At 73.3% G+C, this 14,251-nt stretch carries 16 protein-coding genes; 7 read left to right on the forward strand and 9 right to left on the reverse strand.

Going from position 1 to position 14,251, the window contains the following annotated elements:
• Positions 1-2 precede the first annotated feature (2 nt).
• Positions 3-1,007, reverse strand: a complete 1,005-nt coding sequence (locus C1701_RS06625) for a class I SAM-dependent methyltransferase (RefSeq protein WP_103056982.1) — start codon at positions 1,005-1,007, stop codon at positions 3-5.
• Positions 1,008-1,039: 32 nt separating this feature from the next.
• Positions 1,040-1,819, reverse strand: a complete 780-nt coding sequence (locus tag C1701_RS06630; protein ID WP_026417177.1) for an enoyl-CoA hydratase/isomerase family protein — start codon at positions 1,817-1,819, stop codon at positions 1,040-1,042.
• A gap of 503 nt (positions 1,820-2,322) precedes the next feature.
• On the opposite strand from C1701_RS06630, the gene C1701_RS06635 reads away from it, so the two are divergent.
• Positions 2,323-3,189, forward strand: a complete 867-nt coding sequence (locus C1701_RS06635) for a murein hydrolase activator EnvC family protein (protein ID WP_026417178.1) — start codon at positions 2,323-2,325, stop codon at positions 3,187-3,189.
• A gap of 55 nt (positions 3,190-3,244) precedes the next feature.
• On the opposite strand, the gene C1701_RS06640 is transcribed toward C1701_RS06635, so the two are convergent.
• Positions 3,245-4,012 carry an ABC transporter ATP-binding protein gene (locus C1701_RS06640; protein ID WP_051313430.1) on the reverse strand — a complete coding sequence of 256 codons (768 nt, stop codon included), beginning with the start codon at positions 4,010-4,012 and terminating at the stop codon, positions 3,245-3,247.
• Between the two features lie 629 nt (positions 4,013-4,641).
• On the opposite strand from C1701_RS06640, the gene C1701_RS06645 reads away from it, so the two are divergent.
• Genes C1701_RS06645 through C1701_RS06655 form a run of 3 tightly spaced genes read left to right on the forward strand, consistent with a single transcriptional unit; the run spans position 4,642 to position 7,472 of the window.
• Positions 4,642-5,223, forward strand: a complete 582-nt coding sequence (locus C1701_RS06645; RefSeq protein WP_103055689.1) for a YbaB/EbfC family nucleoid-associated protein — start codon at positions 4,642-4,644, stop codon at positions 5,221-5,223.
• Positions 5,220-5,534 carry a WXG100 family type VII secretion target gene (locus tag C1701_RS06650; protein ID WP_103055690.1) on the forward strand — a complete coding sequence of 105 codons (315 nt, stop codon included), beginning with the start codon at positions 5,220-5,222 and terminating at the stop codon, positions 5,532-5,534. Before C1701_RS06645 ends, C1701_RS06650 begins: the two co-directional genes overlap by 4 nt.
• A 9-nt stretch (positions 5,535-5,543) precedes the next feature.
• Positions 5,544-7,472: a WXG100-like domain-containing protein gene (locus C1701_RS06655; protein ID WP_103055691.1), complete on the forward strand. Its 1,929-nt coding sequence runs from the start codon at positions 5,544-5,546 to the stop codon at positions 7,470-7,472.
• A 209-nt stretch (positions 7,473-7,681) separates the two neighbouring features.
• On the opposite strand, the gene C1701_RS06660 is transcribed toward C1701_RS06655, so the two are convergent.
• The 5 genes from C1701_RS06660 to C1701_RS06680 form a co-directional block, all read right to left on the reverse strand.
• Positions 7,682-7,858 carry a DUF397 domain-containing protein gene (locus C1701_RS06660; protein ID WP_085944817.1) on the reverse strand — a complete coding sequence of 59 codons (177 nt, stop codon included), beginning with the start codon at positions 7,856-7,858 and terminating at the stop codon, positions 7,682-7,684.
• Positions 7,859-8,032: 174 nt separating this feature from the next.
• A complete protein-coding gene (locus C1701_RS06665; RefSeq protein WP_103055692.1) occupies positions 8,033-8,542 on the reverse strand; it encodes a GNAT family N-acetyltransferase in 510 nt (169 codons plus the stop codon).
• Between the two features lie 179 nt (positions 8,543-8,721).
• Complete coding sequence (locus tag C1701_RS06670; protein WP_248783766.1) at positions 8,722-8,847, reverse strand: DUF397 domain-containing protein; 126 nt, start codon at positions 8,845-8,847, stop codon at positions 8,722-8,724.
• Between the two features lie 304 nt (positions 8,848-9,151).
• The gene (locus tag C1701_RS06675; protein WP_103055693.1) at positions 9,152-9,337 is read right to left on the reverse strand and encodes a DUF397 domain-containing protein; all 186 of its coding nucleotides are present in this window, start codon (positions 9,335-9,337) and stop codon (positions 9,152-9,154) included.
• Positions 9,334-9,783 (reverse strand): DUF5753 domain-containing protein, encoded by a 450-nt coding sequence (locus tag C1701_RS06680; protein WP_103055694.1) that lies wholly within the window; start codon positions 9,781-9,783, stop codon positions 9,334-9,336. Before C1701_RS06680 ends, C1701_RS06675 begins: the two co-directional genes overlap by 4 nt.
• 768 nt (positions 9,784-10,551) lie before the next feature.
• Between C1701_RS06680 and C1701_RS06685 the strand changes: the two genes are divergently transcribed.
• Together C1701_RS06685 and C1701_RS06690 are read left to right on the forward strand one after the other, a co-directional pair.
• On the forward strand, positions 10,552-11,352 hold the full coding sequence (locus tag C1701_RS06685) for a cysteine dioxygenase (protein WP_103055695.1): 801 nt from the start codon (positions 10,552-10,554) through the stop codon (positions 11,350-11,352).
• Between the two features lie 7 nt (positions 11,353-11,359).
• Complete coding sequence (locus C1701_RS06690; RefSeq protein WP_026417180.1) at positions 11,360-11,752, forward strand: rhodanese-like domain-containing protein; 393 nt, start codon at positions 11,360-11,362, stop codon at positions 11,750-11,752.
• Positions 11,753-11,955: 203 nt separating this feature from the next.
• Here C1701_RS06690 and C1701_RS06695 read toward each other — a convergent pair whose 3' ends face one another.
• Positions 11,956-12,576: a hypothetical protein gene (locus tag C1701_RS06695; RefSeq protein ID WP_016700191.1), complete on the reverse strand. Its 621-nt coding sequence runs from the start codon at positions 12,574-12,576 to the stop codon at positions 11,956-11,958.
• Between the two features lie 464 nt (positions 12,577-13,040).
• Here C1701_RS06695 and C1701_RS06700 point away from each other — a divergent pair, with 464 nt between their 5' ends.
• The gene (locus C1701_RS06700; protein ID WP_103055696.1) at positions 13,041-14,201 is read left to right on the forward strand and encodes a hypothetical protein; all 1,161 of its coding nucleotides are present in this window, start codon (positions 13,041-13,043) and stop codon (positions 14,199-14,201) included.
• The last annotated feature ends 50 nt before the right edge of the window (positions 14,202-14,251 follow it).

A 14,251-nucleotide genomic window follows, 5' to 3' on the forward strand; every position in this document is an offset into this window, starting at 1 on the left:
GCTCACCCGCGCAACCGGACGGGCCGGTCCGGCTTCACCCCCGTCACGGACACGTTGTAGAAGAGTTCCCGGGGCAGGACCCTCGCGAGCACCCGTTCGTCGAAGCGGCTGAGCCGCTGCCAGGTCCGGTAGGCGAACATCGCCCAGTCCCACCCGAGTTTGCCGGGGGGCACGGCGGCCTCGAAGGTCCGCACCGGCCACCCGAAGAGGGCGGCGGTGAACTCGTCGGTGCTGGCGCGGACGTCGACCGCGCCCGCCGCCAGCGCGGTCCGCTCCAACTCGGTGGGATCGAAGGTGTGGAGGTCCACGACCGCCTCCAGCGCGGCGGCGCGGGAGGACTCGTCGAGCTCCCGCTGCGGCCGGCGCCAGTCCCGCAACGCGGGCAGCCGGGTCAGGTTGGTGGTCAGCCACCAGGTGGCCCGTCCCAGCCTCCGCGCGTAGAAGTCGCCGATGCGGGTCGGGTCGCCGGCGAACACGAAACGGCCGCCAGGGCGGAGCACCCGCAGGACCTCCCGCATGGCCGCCCGGACGTCCGGGATGTGGTGCAGGACGGCGTGGCCGACGACGAGGTCGACGCTGTCGTCGGGGTAGGGGATGCGTTCGGCGTCCCCCACCCGGCCGTCGACGTCCAGCCCCAGCCGGTCGGCGTTGGCCAGCGCCGCCTCGACCATCCCCGGGGACAGGTCGGTGACCGAGCCGCGTTCGATGACGCCGCCCTGCATCAGGTTGAGCAGGAAGAAGCCGGTGCCGCTCCCCAGTTCCAGCGCCGTCGGGTAGGGGCGGCCGGTGTCACCGGCCACGGCCCGGAAGCGGGAGACCGCGTAGTCGATGCAGCGCTGGTCGTAGGAGATCGACCACTTGTCGTCGTAGCTGGCCGCCTCCCAGTCGTGGTACAGCACGTTGGCGAGCTTCGGGTCGTTCCAGGCCGCGTCGACCTCCTCCGCGCTGGCGTGCGGGTGGGGACGGGGTTGCTGGGCGTCCGGTTCGCCGGTGAGCTGATCGGTCACGTCGACCTCCCTGGTCGTCCCGCGCGGGCGGGTCACTTGCCGTCGAAGACGGCCTTGCCCGGCCCGTTCTCGACGAAGGAACGCATTCCGGTCTTCTGGTCCTCCGTCGTGAAGAGCCCGGCGAACAACTGGCCCTCCAGGCGGAGCCCGCTGTCGAGGTCGCCGTCGAGGCCACCGTCGATCGCGGCCTTGGCGGCGGCGAGGGCGACGGCCGGCCCGGTCGCGAACTGGCCGGCCCACTCCACCGCCCGCGCGTGGACCTCGTCGGCCCCGACGACCCGGTCGACCAGTCCCATCTCCCTGGCCTCCGTCGCGTCGACGTAGCGGCCGGTGTAGATCAGGTCCTTGGCGCGGGCCGGGCCGACGAGGCGCGCCAGCCGCTGGGTCCCGCCCCCACCGGGGATGACCCCGAGCAGGACCTCGGGCAGGCCGACCCTCACGTTGTCGCCGGCGATGCGGTGGTCGCAGCACAGCGCCAGTTCCAGCCCGCCGCCCAGCGCGTACCCGGTGACGGCGGCGACCGTGGGCTTGGGGATGGCGGCCACCGCGTCGAGCGCGGCGGCGAGGTTCCGCTGCCCAGCCAACGCCTCCGCGTACCCGGAGTCGATCATCTCCTTGATGTCCGCGCCGGCGGCGAAGACCTTCTCCCCGCCGTACACGACCACGGCCCGGACGTCGGAGCGTTCCGAGGCGTCCTCGGCGGCGGTGCGCAACTCCCGCTGGAGCACCCTGTTCAGGGCGTTGAGCGGTGGGCGGTGCAGCCGGATGGTCCCCACCCCGGCAGTGGCCTCCAGTGTGACGAACTCACCCACGCCAGTGTCCTCCTCACGAGCCCTGGGCCGTCCGATCTCCGGCCCCCGCCGGGACGAAGGTTACCGTGCGGTAGAGCGTTCGTGGCCCCCGGCGACCACCGGGTGGAGGGGCGGCACGGTCGGGGCCGGCGGGCGCGGGACGCGGTGGCGGGCGACTCGGGATTCCGGGCCGACGCCCGGGGATTCGGCGGTCCCCCCTCGATCGGCGGTCCGGCGAATCCGTCGGGCGTCGGTCCCCACCGCCGGACCGCCCCCGTTATCCCCGTGTCGAGCGCACGTCCCCCACGGAACCGCAATTCCCCGGCCCGAACGGTCGAATTCCGCCGCTCACTCACGCGTGCTCCGGCGTGGCGCGCGGAACACGCTGCTCGCAGACTGGTTGACGCGGAATTCCAGCACAGCCGACTGGCGCCATATCGACTTCCTGCACGGCACCTCCTGCTGAGAAGGACTGATCGATGAACCCAGAAAACTGTTCGGGCCGTGGGAGCACGAGAAGACGGATGGGAATCCTGGCGGCCTCCGCCGCCGTCGTCGCCGGCCTCGCGACGGCACCCACCGCACCGGCCGTCGACGGCGGGGCACGCGCCGTGTCCGCCCCCCACCCGCTCTTCCACCTCCCCTTCCCGTGCGGGGAGACCTGGCGGGCCTACACCCACACCGGGCACGCCTACCCGGACGCGCAACTGGACTTCGGTCAGGGCAGCCCGCCGGACGGCCGGCAGGTCGTGGCCGCCAGGGCCGGGACGGTCGCCGAGAACGGCGTGTACGGCGACGGGTCCTCGTACCTGGTCCTGGACCACGGGGACGGGTGGTCCACCCGGTACGTCCACATGCGGACGGCCTCGATGGCGCGGACCGGCAGCGTCGTGCGGTCCGGCGATCCGATCGGCGAGGTGGGTGATGTGGGCTCCGCCGGCCAGTTCCACCTGCATTTCGAACAACGGCACGACGGCGTCCCGGTTCCGATCCGCTTCGACGACGAACCGGTGACCTACAAGTACTTCCCGGAGTACGTGACCCTGGTGAGCGGGAACTGCGGCGGAGAACCCTCGGAACCGGAGCCGGTGGCCCCGCCGGAACCGGCTCCGCAACCGCCGGCCCCGGAACCGGTCGCCCCGCCCCGGCCGGCGGACGACCAGGTCCAGGACGCCCGTCCTCCCGCCCCGGCGGCCCCGCTCCCCGCCCACCGCCCGACGTCCGCTCCCGAACCCGACGTGCCCAGCGGGGCCGGAGCCGGTGGCGACACGGCCCCACCGGCCGCCCCGGCCCGGCCGGCCCTCGACCACCTGCTGGGCCAGCGCGACGCCTACCGCTTCACACCGACGATGCCCGAGTTCGCGCGCCCCTGGGAGGGGACGGAGGGCTGACCGGCCGACCGGGGTGGGACGGCGGCGCGCCGTCGTCCCACCGGCTCGTCCTCGCTCAGCCCCGGCGGCGGGCGAAGAACCGGTCGCCGGACCGTTCGAGGCTCAGGTCCTGCCCGAAGGTCGCGCTCAGGTTCTCCTCGGTGAGGACCTCGTCGAGCAGGCCCTGCGCGACCACCGCGCCGTCCCGCAGCAGCATCGCGTGGGTGAACCCGGGCGGGATCTCCTCCACGTGGTGGGTGACGAGCACCATCGCGGGGGCGTCCGGGTCGAGGGCGAGCTGGCTCAGCCGCGCGACCAGGTCCTCCCGGCCGCCCAGGTCGAGGCCGGCCGCCGGCTCGTCGAGCAGCAACAGCTCCGGGTCGGCCATCAACGCCCTGGCGATCAGGGTCCGCTTGCGCTCCCCCTCCGAGAGGGTGCCGAACGGGCGGTCGGCGAGGTGCCCGACGCCGAGCGCGGCCAACAGCTCCTCCGCCCGACCGGTGTCGAGCTCGTCGTACCGCTCGCGCCACCGCCCGATGACGGCGTAGCTGGCGCTCACGACCACGTCCCGGACGATCTCCTCGCCGGGAACCCGCTGCGCGGTCGCCGCCGAGCACACGCCGATCCTCGGCCGCAGCTCGAAGACGTCCACTCCGCCCAGCCGCTCCTCCAACAGGTGGACCGTGCCGCTGGACGGGTGCATCTCCGCCCCGGCCAGCCTGATCAGCGTGGTCTTGCCCGCGCCGTTCGGCCCGAGGACCACCCACCGCTCGTCGAGTTCGACGCTCCAGTCCACCCCGGACAGCAGGTCGTTGCGGTTGCGCCGCACCCCGACCCCGTCCATCCGGATCACGAGGTCGGTCACGTCCACCGCCTCGGCGTCGCTGTCCTCGCCGCGCTGCCGCGGCCCTACGTTCGTCGCGCCCTGCAAGCCCCGGTCGGTCACCCACCCATTGTGACGGCCGGGGCCAGCGCACTTCCCGATCGGGTGCCCCACTGCTCCAGGTAGCCGCCCCGACACGCCGCCGCACCGGCGCGGCCCCCGGTGCCCCCGCCGGGCCAGGCGCGCGGGCCCGACGGCACCGGACCGCTCCACCCCCGCGCCAGGAGCCGGCGACGGCCAGCGACGGGGACGCCGCACCAGCACGCCTCCCCCGCCCTCCCCACGAAGAGCGGCCACCCGCCACGGGGTGGCACCCGGAGTCGCGGTCACGGAACGGAGCCGGGCGACCGCGCCGCGAGAAATGGGAACAACGCGGAACGGGTGTCGGACGAACCACGTCCCACCCGAGAACGACCGCCGCGAAACACGACCCCGGAAAAAAACGGCCACCGCACCGGACACGTCGTCGACTCGACGCACGGAGCGCTGGATTCCGGCACACGAACAGGATCACCGGACCAGCAGGTCACGGGCCAGGAACAGGCACGACCTGCCCACCAGGTCACCACGAACGACGGAAAGGACGCCGTGTGGAAAACCACGGGAACAACATCGCGAACCTGGAGGCGCGCAATTCCGCGATGCGTCAGACGATGGATTCCCTCCTGAGCACTTTCCGCCAAAAACAGGAGGAGATCAGGGAGGTCCAGGAACAGGCCGCCCAGGCGAACGCGGAGGTCACCTCGCGGGACGGGCTGGTGACGGTGCGGGTCGGCTCGACCGGGACCGTGGAACAGATCGTCCTGGCCCCGACCGCCTTCGGCAGGAGCACACCCGAGAAGCTCTCCCGCACGCTGACCGAGGTGATCCAGCAGGCCGGCGACCAGGTGCGGCAGCAGGTGAGCGACCTGTTCGCGCCGCTGCACCGGGGTGTCCCCGACCTGCCGGACCTGGTGGAGGGGGCCCCGTCCCTGCGGACCCCCGGGACGCTGCCCGAACCACCGCCGGAGCGCGCCGAGCGGGCCGAGGGCGGCCCCGCGCCCAGCCCCTCGACCAGCCGAGGAGGAGTTCCACCGAACGTCGGCGGCGCGCCCCTCACCTCGCGCGGCAGGCCCGAGGACGATGACGAGGACGACACCGGCGGCTCCGTCATGCGGGGAGGCCGCTGGTGAGCGGCGGGTACGAGGTCCGGACCGCCGAGATCCGGACGGAGAACACGAAGTTCGAAAGCACGGCAGCGCAGCTGGAGGACGTCCTCACCACCCTGCGAGCCGCGATCGACGCCGAGGACGACTGCTGGGGCGCCGACGAGTCCGGCCAGGCCTTCGCCCAGGAGTACGCCCCGACCGCCCCGGCCGTCGTCGAGTACTTCGGGACGCTCGTCGAGGGGATCCGGGAGATGCGGACGCAGATCGACGCGTCCGCCGACACCTGGGACCAGATGGACGAGGAATCAGCCGACCACTTCGACCGGATGGCCTAGGAGTTCGACATGTCCAAGTGGGACAACCTGATCCCCGAGGAGTGCCGGTGGCTGCTGCCGATCGTGGTCGGCTCCAACTGGCCGGAGGGTGACGAGGAGGCGCTGCGCCGGCTGTCGCAGGCGTGGATGACGGCAGCCGACGGTGTCGCGGAGGTGGCCGCGAGCGGGGACGCCGCCGCGACCGCCGTGCTCGCGCAGATGGAGGGCGAGACCGCCGAGGCGATCCGCGCGGCCTGGACGGAGTACACCGGTGGCGGCGAGGAGCGGCTGCCGACGCTGGAGGAGATCTGCCGGGCACTGGCGGAGAAGTGCGACGCGGGCGCGCTCAACGTCGAGTACACCAAGATGATGATCATCGCCCAGCTGGTCATCCTCGCGATCGAGATCGCGATCATGATCGCTGCGGCGGCCGGGACCTTCGGCGGCAGCACCGCCGGTATCCCCCTCGCGCAGATGGCGACCCGCGAGATCGTCAAACAGCTGTTCATCCTGCTGGTCAAGGAGCTGACGAAGGCATACCTGAAGAAGGTGCTGCCCGACGTCGTCATCCAGTCGATCCAGATGGCCGAGGGCAACCGGCAGGAGTGGGACTGGGGGCGGACCGGGACCGCGGCCGCCGAGGCGACGGCCGACGGGGTCGTGAACGCCGTCAGCGGTGGCGCCGGGCAGCTCACCGGCGGCGGGGGCGGCGCCACGGACGGGGTGGCCAACCAGCTCCTGGACGCGGCGGGCAAGCCGATCACCGAGGGCATCAAGGCCGGTGCGAAGACCGCGCTCGGCGACGCCCTCCAGGGCAACTTCGACGCGGACCGGATCACCGAGTCGGCGGCGGGGGGCGTCGTCAGCGGCGCGGTCAGCTCGGCCAGCGGGTCCCTCTTCCCGAAGGGCGACACCCCCGCGCCCGGCGGCTTCGACGCGATGGCCGAGGGAATGGCCCGGGGCGCGGCCGAGAAGGTCGCCTCCAACGCGCTGAACGAGGTCCGCCAGGGCAACAACCCGTTCAGCATGGACTCCCTCAGCGGTGCCGGGGGATCGGCGGTGAGCGGTGGCACGTCGGCGGCGAACAGCTGGCACCAGACGGCCAACGAAGCGCGGTCCACCCCGGTGCCGGCGGTCACCAACCTCACCCCGGACGCCGGGTCCAACGAGACGCACACGTTCCAGCGCGGCGGTGAGGCGCCCTCCCAGGTCCCGCACGTGCAGAACCTGACCCCGAACGCGGGGGCCAACGAGACGCACACCTTCCACCGGTACGAACCGTCCGCGCCGTCGGTCAGCCCGCAGGGCGCCTCCGACGCCCCATCGGTCAGCCCGCAGGGAGCGGGCTCCGGTGCCCCTGGGGTCAGCCCGCAGGGCGCGGGAGCGGCTGGGCCTGGCGTCGGGGCACCGGCCGCCGCACCAGCGTCGACCGGCCCGGCGGGGGGCGCGGCCGGCGGGATGGGCTCGTCGTTCGGGTCCGCCCCTCCCGGGCAGGGGCCTGCCCGGCGGATCCCCCAGCCCGGGAGCGGCGTGCCCGCCGGCCCACCGGTGCGCGCGCCTCGCCCGAGCGGGCCTCCCGGAACGATCCCCGGCGCGCCTCCCGGTTGGCGCGGCGCGGAGCCGGCGGCACCCGCCGCGCCCCCGGGCCAGGCCGGCGGGCCGCCACCGGGTTCGTGGTCACCGGCTCCCGCGCCACCGCCGGCCGGGTGGGCGGCCCCCGCCCCGCACACCTCGCCGCCGGCCGCTCATCCCTCCACTGCTCCGGGTCCCGTTCCCGGCGCCAGCCCGGCGGCCGGATTCGAGCCGGGCGGGTTCGGGCCGGGTGGGTTCGGGCCGACCGGCGTGGGGCCGGGCGAGTTCGGACCTGGTGGTCCGGAGGACGTCGGGCCCGCGGGTGCCCCGCTCGACTTCGGCCCTCTCGGCTCAGAGCCCGACTCCGGGCACGGCACCCGGCGGTAGTCCACGTGGGGCGGAGGTCCTCCTCCGCCCCACGCACCCGTGTGCCGCTCCGGCGTTGTCCGCCGGTGCCGGGCACGGTGGCGACATGTGGGGGTTGGGGTGCCCTCTCCGTGCGACCGCGCCGCACGCCGTGTTCCTACGGATGGGACGAGAACCCCTCGGCGCACCAGCACAGCCCCCGGCCCGGAGTCGGGGGGCTGCTGGGACTGTCAGCGCAGACGATCGGCCTTGACGGCGTCGACCAACGCGGCGAAGGCAGTCCGGGGGAGGAGGAGTGTTCCGCCGTCCCGGTTCTTGGTGTCCCGGATGCCGACGACCACGCTCGCTGCCGTACCGATCTCGACGCAGTTGGCCTGCACGCCGCTGCGCGTGCTCGTCCGCCACATGAACACGGTTACTCCTCCGCGTCCCTGGCACCAAGGGGACCGGAGGCCTCGTACAACCTGCTGGTTGGGGACTGCCTCCGCGCAACGACTGGTCGGCCTGCGGCGTGTCGGGGTCGCGGTGCGGATGAGGGATCGCGGCGTGGTGAGCCTGACAGCAACGTTCTCCTGAACAGGTCAGATCGAGAGCTGGTAGACGGCACGGTCCTTGCCGGGTCCCTTGAAGTTGGCGATGACGACCCCGTTGACGATGCGATCGCCGCCGGCGTTGGAGAAGCCCATCGATTCCCACGTGGCCTGTGCGGCCGTGTTCTCGGGTTCGGAGGTGAGGTAGATCCGTGTGCAGTTCCAGGCGGTTGCCTGGTCGCGGACGTGGCCGATCAGGGACTGGGCGATGCCGGCTCGGCGGTGGCCGGGATGGGTCATGACGTCCTGGATGTAGACCTCACTCGGGGCGTCCTGGCTGCGAAAAGCGATGACCGCTCCGACGAGTTCATCGTTGATGAGGGCGGTGGGGCATGTGGAGGAGAACAGGGTGGCGTAGAGCCAGTAGTCGGAGGCAGTGCGCGCCCTGACGTAGGGCGCCCCGCGGTCCATGAGCGCGAGGATCTGTGGGATGAGGTCTACGCGCAGCGGCGTGATCTTCATGGTGCTCCTGGTGTCGTATCGCTTCCGCCACGTGAACACCGTTGTTCCTCTGCGTGCCTGGCAAGGCACTTCTCGACTGAGCCGAGGCCGACGGATCGAGAGTCGCAGTCACGGCACTACCGCCGCGACCCCACAAGCCGACCCGATGCAGGGGACGTTCTCACGGATGGGTGGCCGGGAGACAGAGCTGCGCGCGGAGTCGGGGGCTGCTGGGACTGTCAGCGAAGACGATCAGCCTTGACGGCATCGACCAACGCCGCGAAGACCGGCCGGTCGACGACGAGGGTGCCACCCGCGCGGTTCTTGGTGTCACGGATGCCAACGACGTCAGGCGCGCTGCCGATCTCAACGCAATTGGAGTTTGCGTCGCTGCGGCGTGACTTCCGCCAGCCTGCCCAGTGTGGTCGTGGTCATGATGCTCCTCTGTGAGTGTTCGCATGACTTGTGATCAGATCCCGCGACGAGTTGGGGGGGTCCAGCGCGCCGACAGAATCCGCTCGCATAGATGCTCGAAACTCGCAGTCACGACACTAGCCGTCGCGACCTCGTAAGCCGATCGTGCTGCTGCACGCCGCATCCTCACGGGTGGAGTAGAACGCCTCGGAACACAGCACAGCCCCCGGCACGGAGTCGAGGGCTGGTAGGACTTCAGCGCAGGCGGTCCGCCTTGACGGCGTCGACCAAGGCCGCGAAGACGGCCCGGTGCACGAGGAGTGTTCCGCCGTCCCGGTTCTTGGTGTCGCGGATGCCGACGACCGCGCTCGCTCCCGTGCCGATCTCGACACAGGATGTCTGCTGGCCGGACCGCCTCGACTTCTGCCAATTGCTGATCATGGCTGCTCCTCTGCTGCGTGTCGGGCTGCGTACTCCCGCACCATCCCCAGTGAGGCGGCGGGGTCGGCGCACGCGGAGATCAGGTTATCCGTCGCAGCGACGTAGGCCGCCACGTCGCCCTCCGCAAGGACGAAGACCGCAGCACGGTAGTGCTCAAGGTGCACGACGAGGCGGCCGTTGCGCGGGGTGATGAGGAACCAGCCGCCGTTCTGCGCGACAGTCAGCCCCGCTGTGTACGGCAGCACGTGCACGGCGGCCCGACCTGCCTCGGCTACCTCCGCTATGTGCGTCAGCTGCTCAGCCATGATTGCGGGTCCCGCCGGCCGTGCGAGAACGCTTTCGTCGAGGACGAACGTGCAGCGCGCGGTCTCCAACACACGTTGTCGGGCTAGCCGGATCTGTACCCAGGACTCGGCCTGGGACGGCGGCGTGAGCATGGCGCGCATCACTGCTTCCGCGTAACCGCGCGTTTGCAACAGTCCGGGGAGATGCGATAGGCGACGACCCGCCACGACACCGAGGTGCTCGCCGGGCCGTCCACCACGACCGGCGGGCCGCTCGCCATCCCCAGAACCCGCCTTCGGACCGGAACGGGTGAGCGCGGTGGGCGTCGTGCCGGCAGTGCGATGCCCGGCGCGGACGCGGAGACCGCACCCCGTCCCCCGCTCGCCGGGTGCGAGTTCCGGCAACGCGGCCTGGTCTCTTAACGAATACGCGCCACACGCAGTGGTTCCGCGCGCCCGATCCGACGACACGACCGCAGCACTGCCCACCCGTTCGACCAGGACGAGGCGAGCATGGCGCGACGTCCGGTAGGCAACATCCCCCTTTCCAGCGGATATTCGCCTGTTCAGGGGAAGATTTCCCGCCTGGTGGGCGCCGTGGCGCGACCACTGTTCCGAGTCCACGCCCGCTGGAAGACTGCGGGCGTGACCGGCGCCAAGCTGATGTGGCGGGACCGCCCCGTCGACCTGCTCCTGGTCGCGTCCGCGGTGTGTAGGGGGACGCGCCCCACCGGCTGACGTCCACCGCCCGACTCGTCGCTCGGGCGTCCGGGTTCCTCATCCCACCCGCGCCGGGTGGTCCACCCCGGACCGCGCCTCCTCCCGTTCCCGAGGTCAGCACCAGGGTTCGTCGGCTGCCGCGCGGACAGCGCGGCCGGTGTGTCGCGTCTGCCTCGCGCCCCGTCCACGCCCAGCCCCAGGAGTACCGCCATGTCCGCTCCGACCACCACGACAGCCGCCGCGCCCTCCCCGACCAATGCGGGGGGCACCAGCGCGAACCGGCCGCATCCGTCCCCCACCGACCCCGCCACCACCCGGGTCATCGACGCCACCAGCCCAGACGCCACCAGCCCGAACGGCACCGGCACGGCCGACCCGGCCGCCGCACCACCCGCACCCGGCGAGGTCGACGTCCACGAGGCGTTGGACGTCCCGGCGTTCCGGCGACTCCTGCGCCCGGACCGCCTCCGGTGGTCGGCGGGGGAACTCCGCGACCTCACCCGCTCGACGGCCCTCGACCTGGCCGCCCCACTGCTGCGCCTCGCCAGGTACGTGCCGGCCCAACGCTGGTGGGCGCGGCTCGCGCTGACCGAGGGCGTGGAGGTGTGGCTGCTGACCTGGATGCCGGGCCAGGGCACCGAACCCCACGACCACGGCGGGGCGGCGGGCTCCTTCACCGTGCTCGCCGGGGAGGTGCGGGAGGACTACCGGTACCCGAGGGGGCCGGTACGGGCCGCGACCCGCCGTGTCGGGGACGCCCTCGGCTTCGGGGCCGGGCGCGCGCACCAGGTGCGCAACACGGGCGCCCGTGACGCGGTCACCGTCCACGCCTACTCACCGCCGCTCGTCCCCACCCGCGAGTACCGGAGCCTGGCCGACATCCCCGACCGGATCGCGGCCCTCCCCGCGCCGGCACGACGGTCGACGGCCTCGGAGGAGCCGAGCCGCTCCCCCGGCGTCCTCGCGCCCGCGCCCCTCCGCGCCGTCCATGCCAGCGTGCTCGGGAAATGAGCCGGCGTTGAGCGTCGAGGAGTTCCTGAAGGCGGCCCGGGCCGGGCTGGACCGGTTGGAACCGGCGCGGGTCGAGCGCCTGCGCACGGGAGGCGGGTTGCTGGTGGACATCCGGCCGATGGCCAACCGCCGGGCGGAGGGCGAGATCCCGGGGGCCGTCGTGGTGGAACGCATCGTGCTGGAGTGGCGGCTGGACCCCGAGGGCCAGCACCGGCTCCCCGGGGTGGTGGCCGACCGCCCGGTCGTCGTCTTCTGCAACGAGGGCTACGCCTCCAGCCTCGCCGCCCGCGACCTGCGAACACTGGGGCTGCGGGCCGCCACCGACATGGTGGGCGGCTTCCGCGCGTGGAAGGCCGCCGGCCTGCCCGTGGTGCCCGGCGGTTCCCCAGCCGTGCCGTGACACCCCGCGCCGCGCGCCCGACCCGGGCGTGCGGCGCGAACGCGGGGCTCGGTCGGCCCCTCCGCGCGTGCCCCCGGGCCCCGCGCGGAGCCACCGGAGCCCTGGGACGGCGGGGACGGCGGCGTCCTCGGCGAACCGCCCGCCGTGGTCGTACCGCGCTCGGGAACCGTCCTCGGCGCACCACCTCCGGCCGGTTGGCCGGTTCAGGGCCGGAAGACCGGGTTCGGGAGCACCGTGAACGTGGCGCCATCCCAGTAGTCGCAGTCGTCGGCCTCGACCGCCAGGGTGATCCGGAACCCGGCGGAGACGTCGACGGTCACCTCGGACAGCACTCCCGGGACGACCTTCGTCCGTTCGACCGGCCCGTCATCCACCTGGGTCAACAGGGTGCGGCTGGTGTTGGGCGAACTGTCCGAGAGGGCCACCTCGGTGTGGAACTCCCCCACGTCCGCCGGGATGTTGTAGGTGATCGCGGCCTCGCACGGTCCGCTCTGCACCAGCGCGTCCGGGTACTCCTGCCGCAGCACCGTCGCGGACCCGATGTCGAAGTCGTACCCGCCATCCACTGCGGTCTGGTCCACCAACCGGATCTCGCCCACCGCCGCGACCGCCGTGTTCCGGCCCTGCTCGTCTCCGGCCGCGTCCGTTCCCCCGGCACCGGTGTCCGTGACCGCCGGCGGGTCGGGGGCGGCCGTCTCGGTGACCGTGACGGTGGCCGCCTCGTTCCCCCCGACCTCCCGACCGGCGAAGTACGCCGTGAACACCCCGGCCACCGCCGTGATCAGCGTGGTGACGATCGCGCCGACGAGTCCGATCCTGGCCACCCGGACCTTCGGGTCGTGCTGGCCTCCGCCCCCGCCAGCACCCGGCGGAGGCGTGGGATATCCGCCGGAAGTGCCGCCTCCCCCCGGAGGTCCTCCCCTCCCGGGTCCACCCGGAACCACCATCGCGAATCCCCCAGTGCCTACGGTGTGACCGACAGTTCACCCTCTGGCACTGTATCCAGCTTGTGGTCCGCACCACAGGGATTCCGCCAGTCCCCCTGCTCCGCCCCGCGCGCGGCCACCCCACGACCTGCCGGTTCCGCGACGAGGTCGTGGCTTCCCGGGCCTGCCGGAGAACCCGTGACCACCGACCTCGTGTGTGTGCGACGGCTCGACCGTCACCCCCGGTCGGCGCGGCGGCGCTCGTCCCCGGGGGTCGGGGGCGGTGGCGGTCGTGCTCCCGGCCCGGGAGTAGGGCGAAAACGCACCACCGGGGCGGCGGGCCCGGCTAGCGTGCCGGTCCTGTGAGACCGTTCACCGCGCTGCGCCGCCCAGGGGTCCTGCTGGCCGTCCTCGTCCCGCTGGCGCTGCTGCCGATGACCCTGGCCGACGGGGTGCTCGCCGTCCTGCTGGCCTGGTCCGGCGCGCTGCTGGGCCTGTTGGGGGTCTCCCTCGCGCTCCAGCTGGGCATGTTGCTCGGGGCGGCGCTCGGCGGCGGGCGGGTGACCCGCGTCGGTGTCGGCGTCGGCCGGCTGGTCCGGGAGTGGAGCACGCCGCGCCGGGTGGTCGCGGTGCGGGCCGTCCCCGTCTCGCTGTCGGTCTCGATCAGCCCGGACCGGCTCCCGGTGCGCCTCCGGTTGTGGGCGACGGGTCTGTGCTCCGCCCTGGCCGGAGCGACGGCCGCCGCCCTCCCGCTGCTCGGTGTGCCCGATCCGTTGTGGACCGGGGCTCTCCTCGGCGGGGTGGCGCGGATCGTCCACGCGCTGCTCCCCCGCGACACGGCCGGCAGCACCTCCACCGGGTGGCTGCTGTTCCGCCTGCCCCGGGTCTCCGGTGCCCGGCTCGCCGAGATGGAGGCGGCCCCGCTCGCCCGGGAGGTCACCGAGGCGGTGCTGGCCGGTCAGCTGACCGAGGCCGCCGCGGCCGCCGACCGGCTGGCGCGGGCGCGGCCGGGGACGTGGTCGACCTCCGCCTGCCAGGTCAGCGTCCTGGAGGCCACCGGCCGGTACGCCAAGGCGGTGGCGGTGACGATGGGCATGGTCCAGCGCGGTGGGGACGACCCCCGCCGGATGTCCTTCGCCCTGGCCGGGCTGGCCGGCCTCGCGGTGTCCGCGGTGGAGGTCGGCCAGGTGGAACCGGACACCGGGCTGCCGGTGGCGCGCAGGGCCATGTCGGACGCCGTGCGGCTCGGCTACCCGGAACACCGGCTGAACGGGACCCGTGCCGCGCTCGCCCTGCTCGACGGGGACGTGGCGGCCTCGGCGCGGCTCGCCGCGCTGGCCGCCGACCAGAGCCAGGGCCCGTTGTCCCGCGCGGACGACCTGGCCACCCTCGCCCGGGCCCGGATGGCGGCCGGCGACAACGCGGGGGCCCGCGAGGCGCTCGGCCGGGCCGAGGAACTCGCCGCCTGGTGGCCCCGGGTCGCGGCCGTGCGGGAACGCCTCGACGTGGGGGCGGTCCGCTGAGGGCGGCCGCGCCCCCGGACTGGCGGGGAACCCGCGAGCCGACCACGCGC

The organism is Actinoalloteichus sp. AHMU CJ021, from assembly GCF_002895405.1.
In the GTDB taxonomy this organism is placed as follows: domain Bacteria; phylum Actinomycetota; class Actinomycetes; order Mycobacteriales; family Pseudonocardiaceae; genus Actinoalloteichus_B; species Actinoalloteichus_B caeruleus.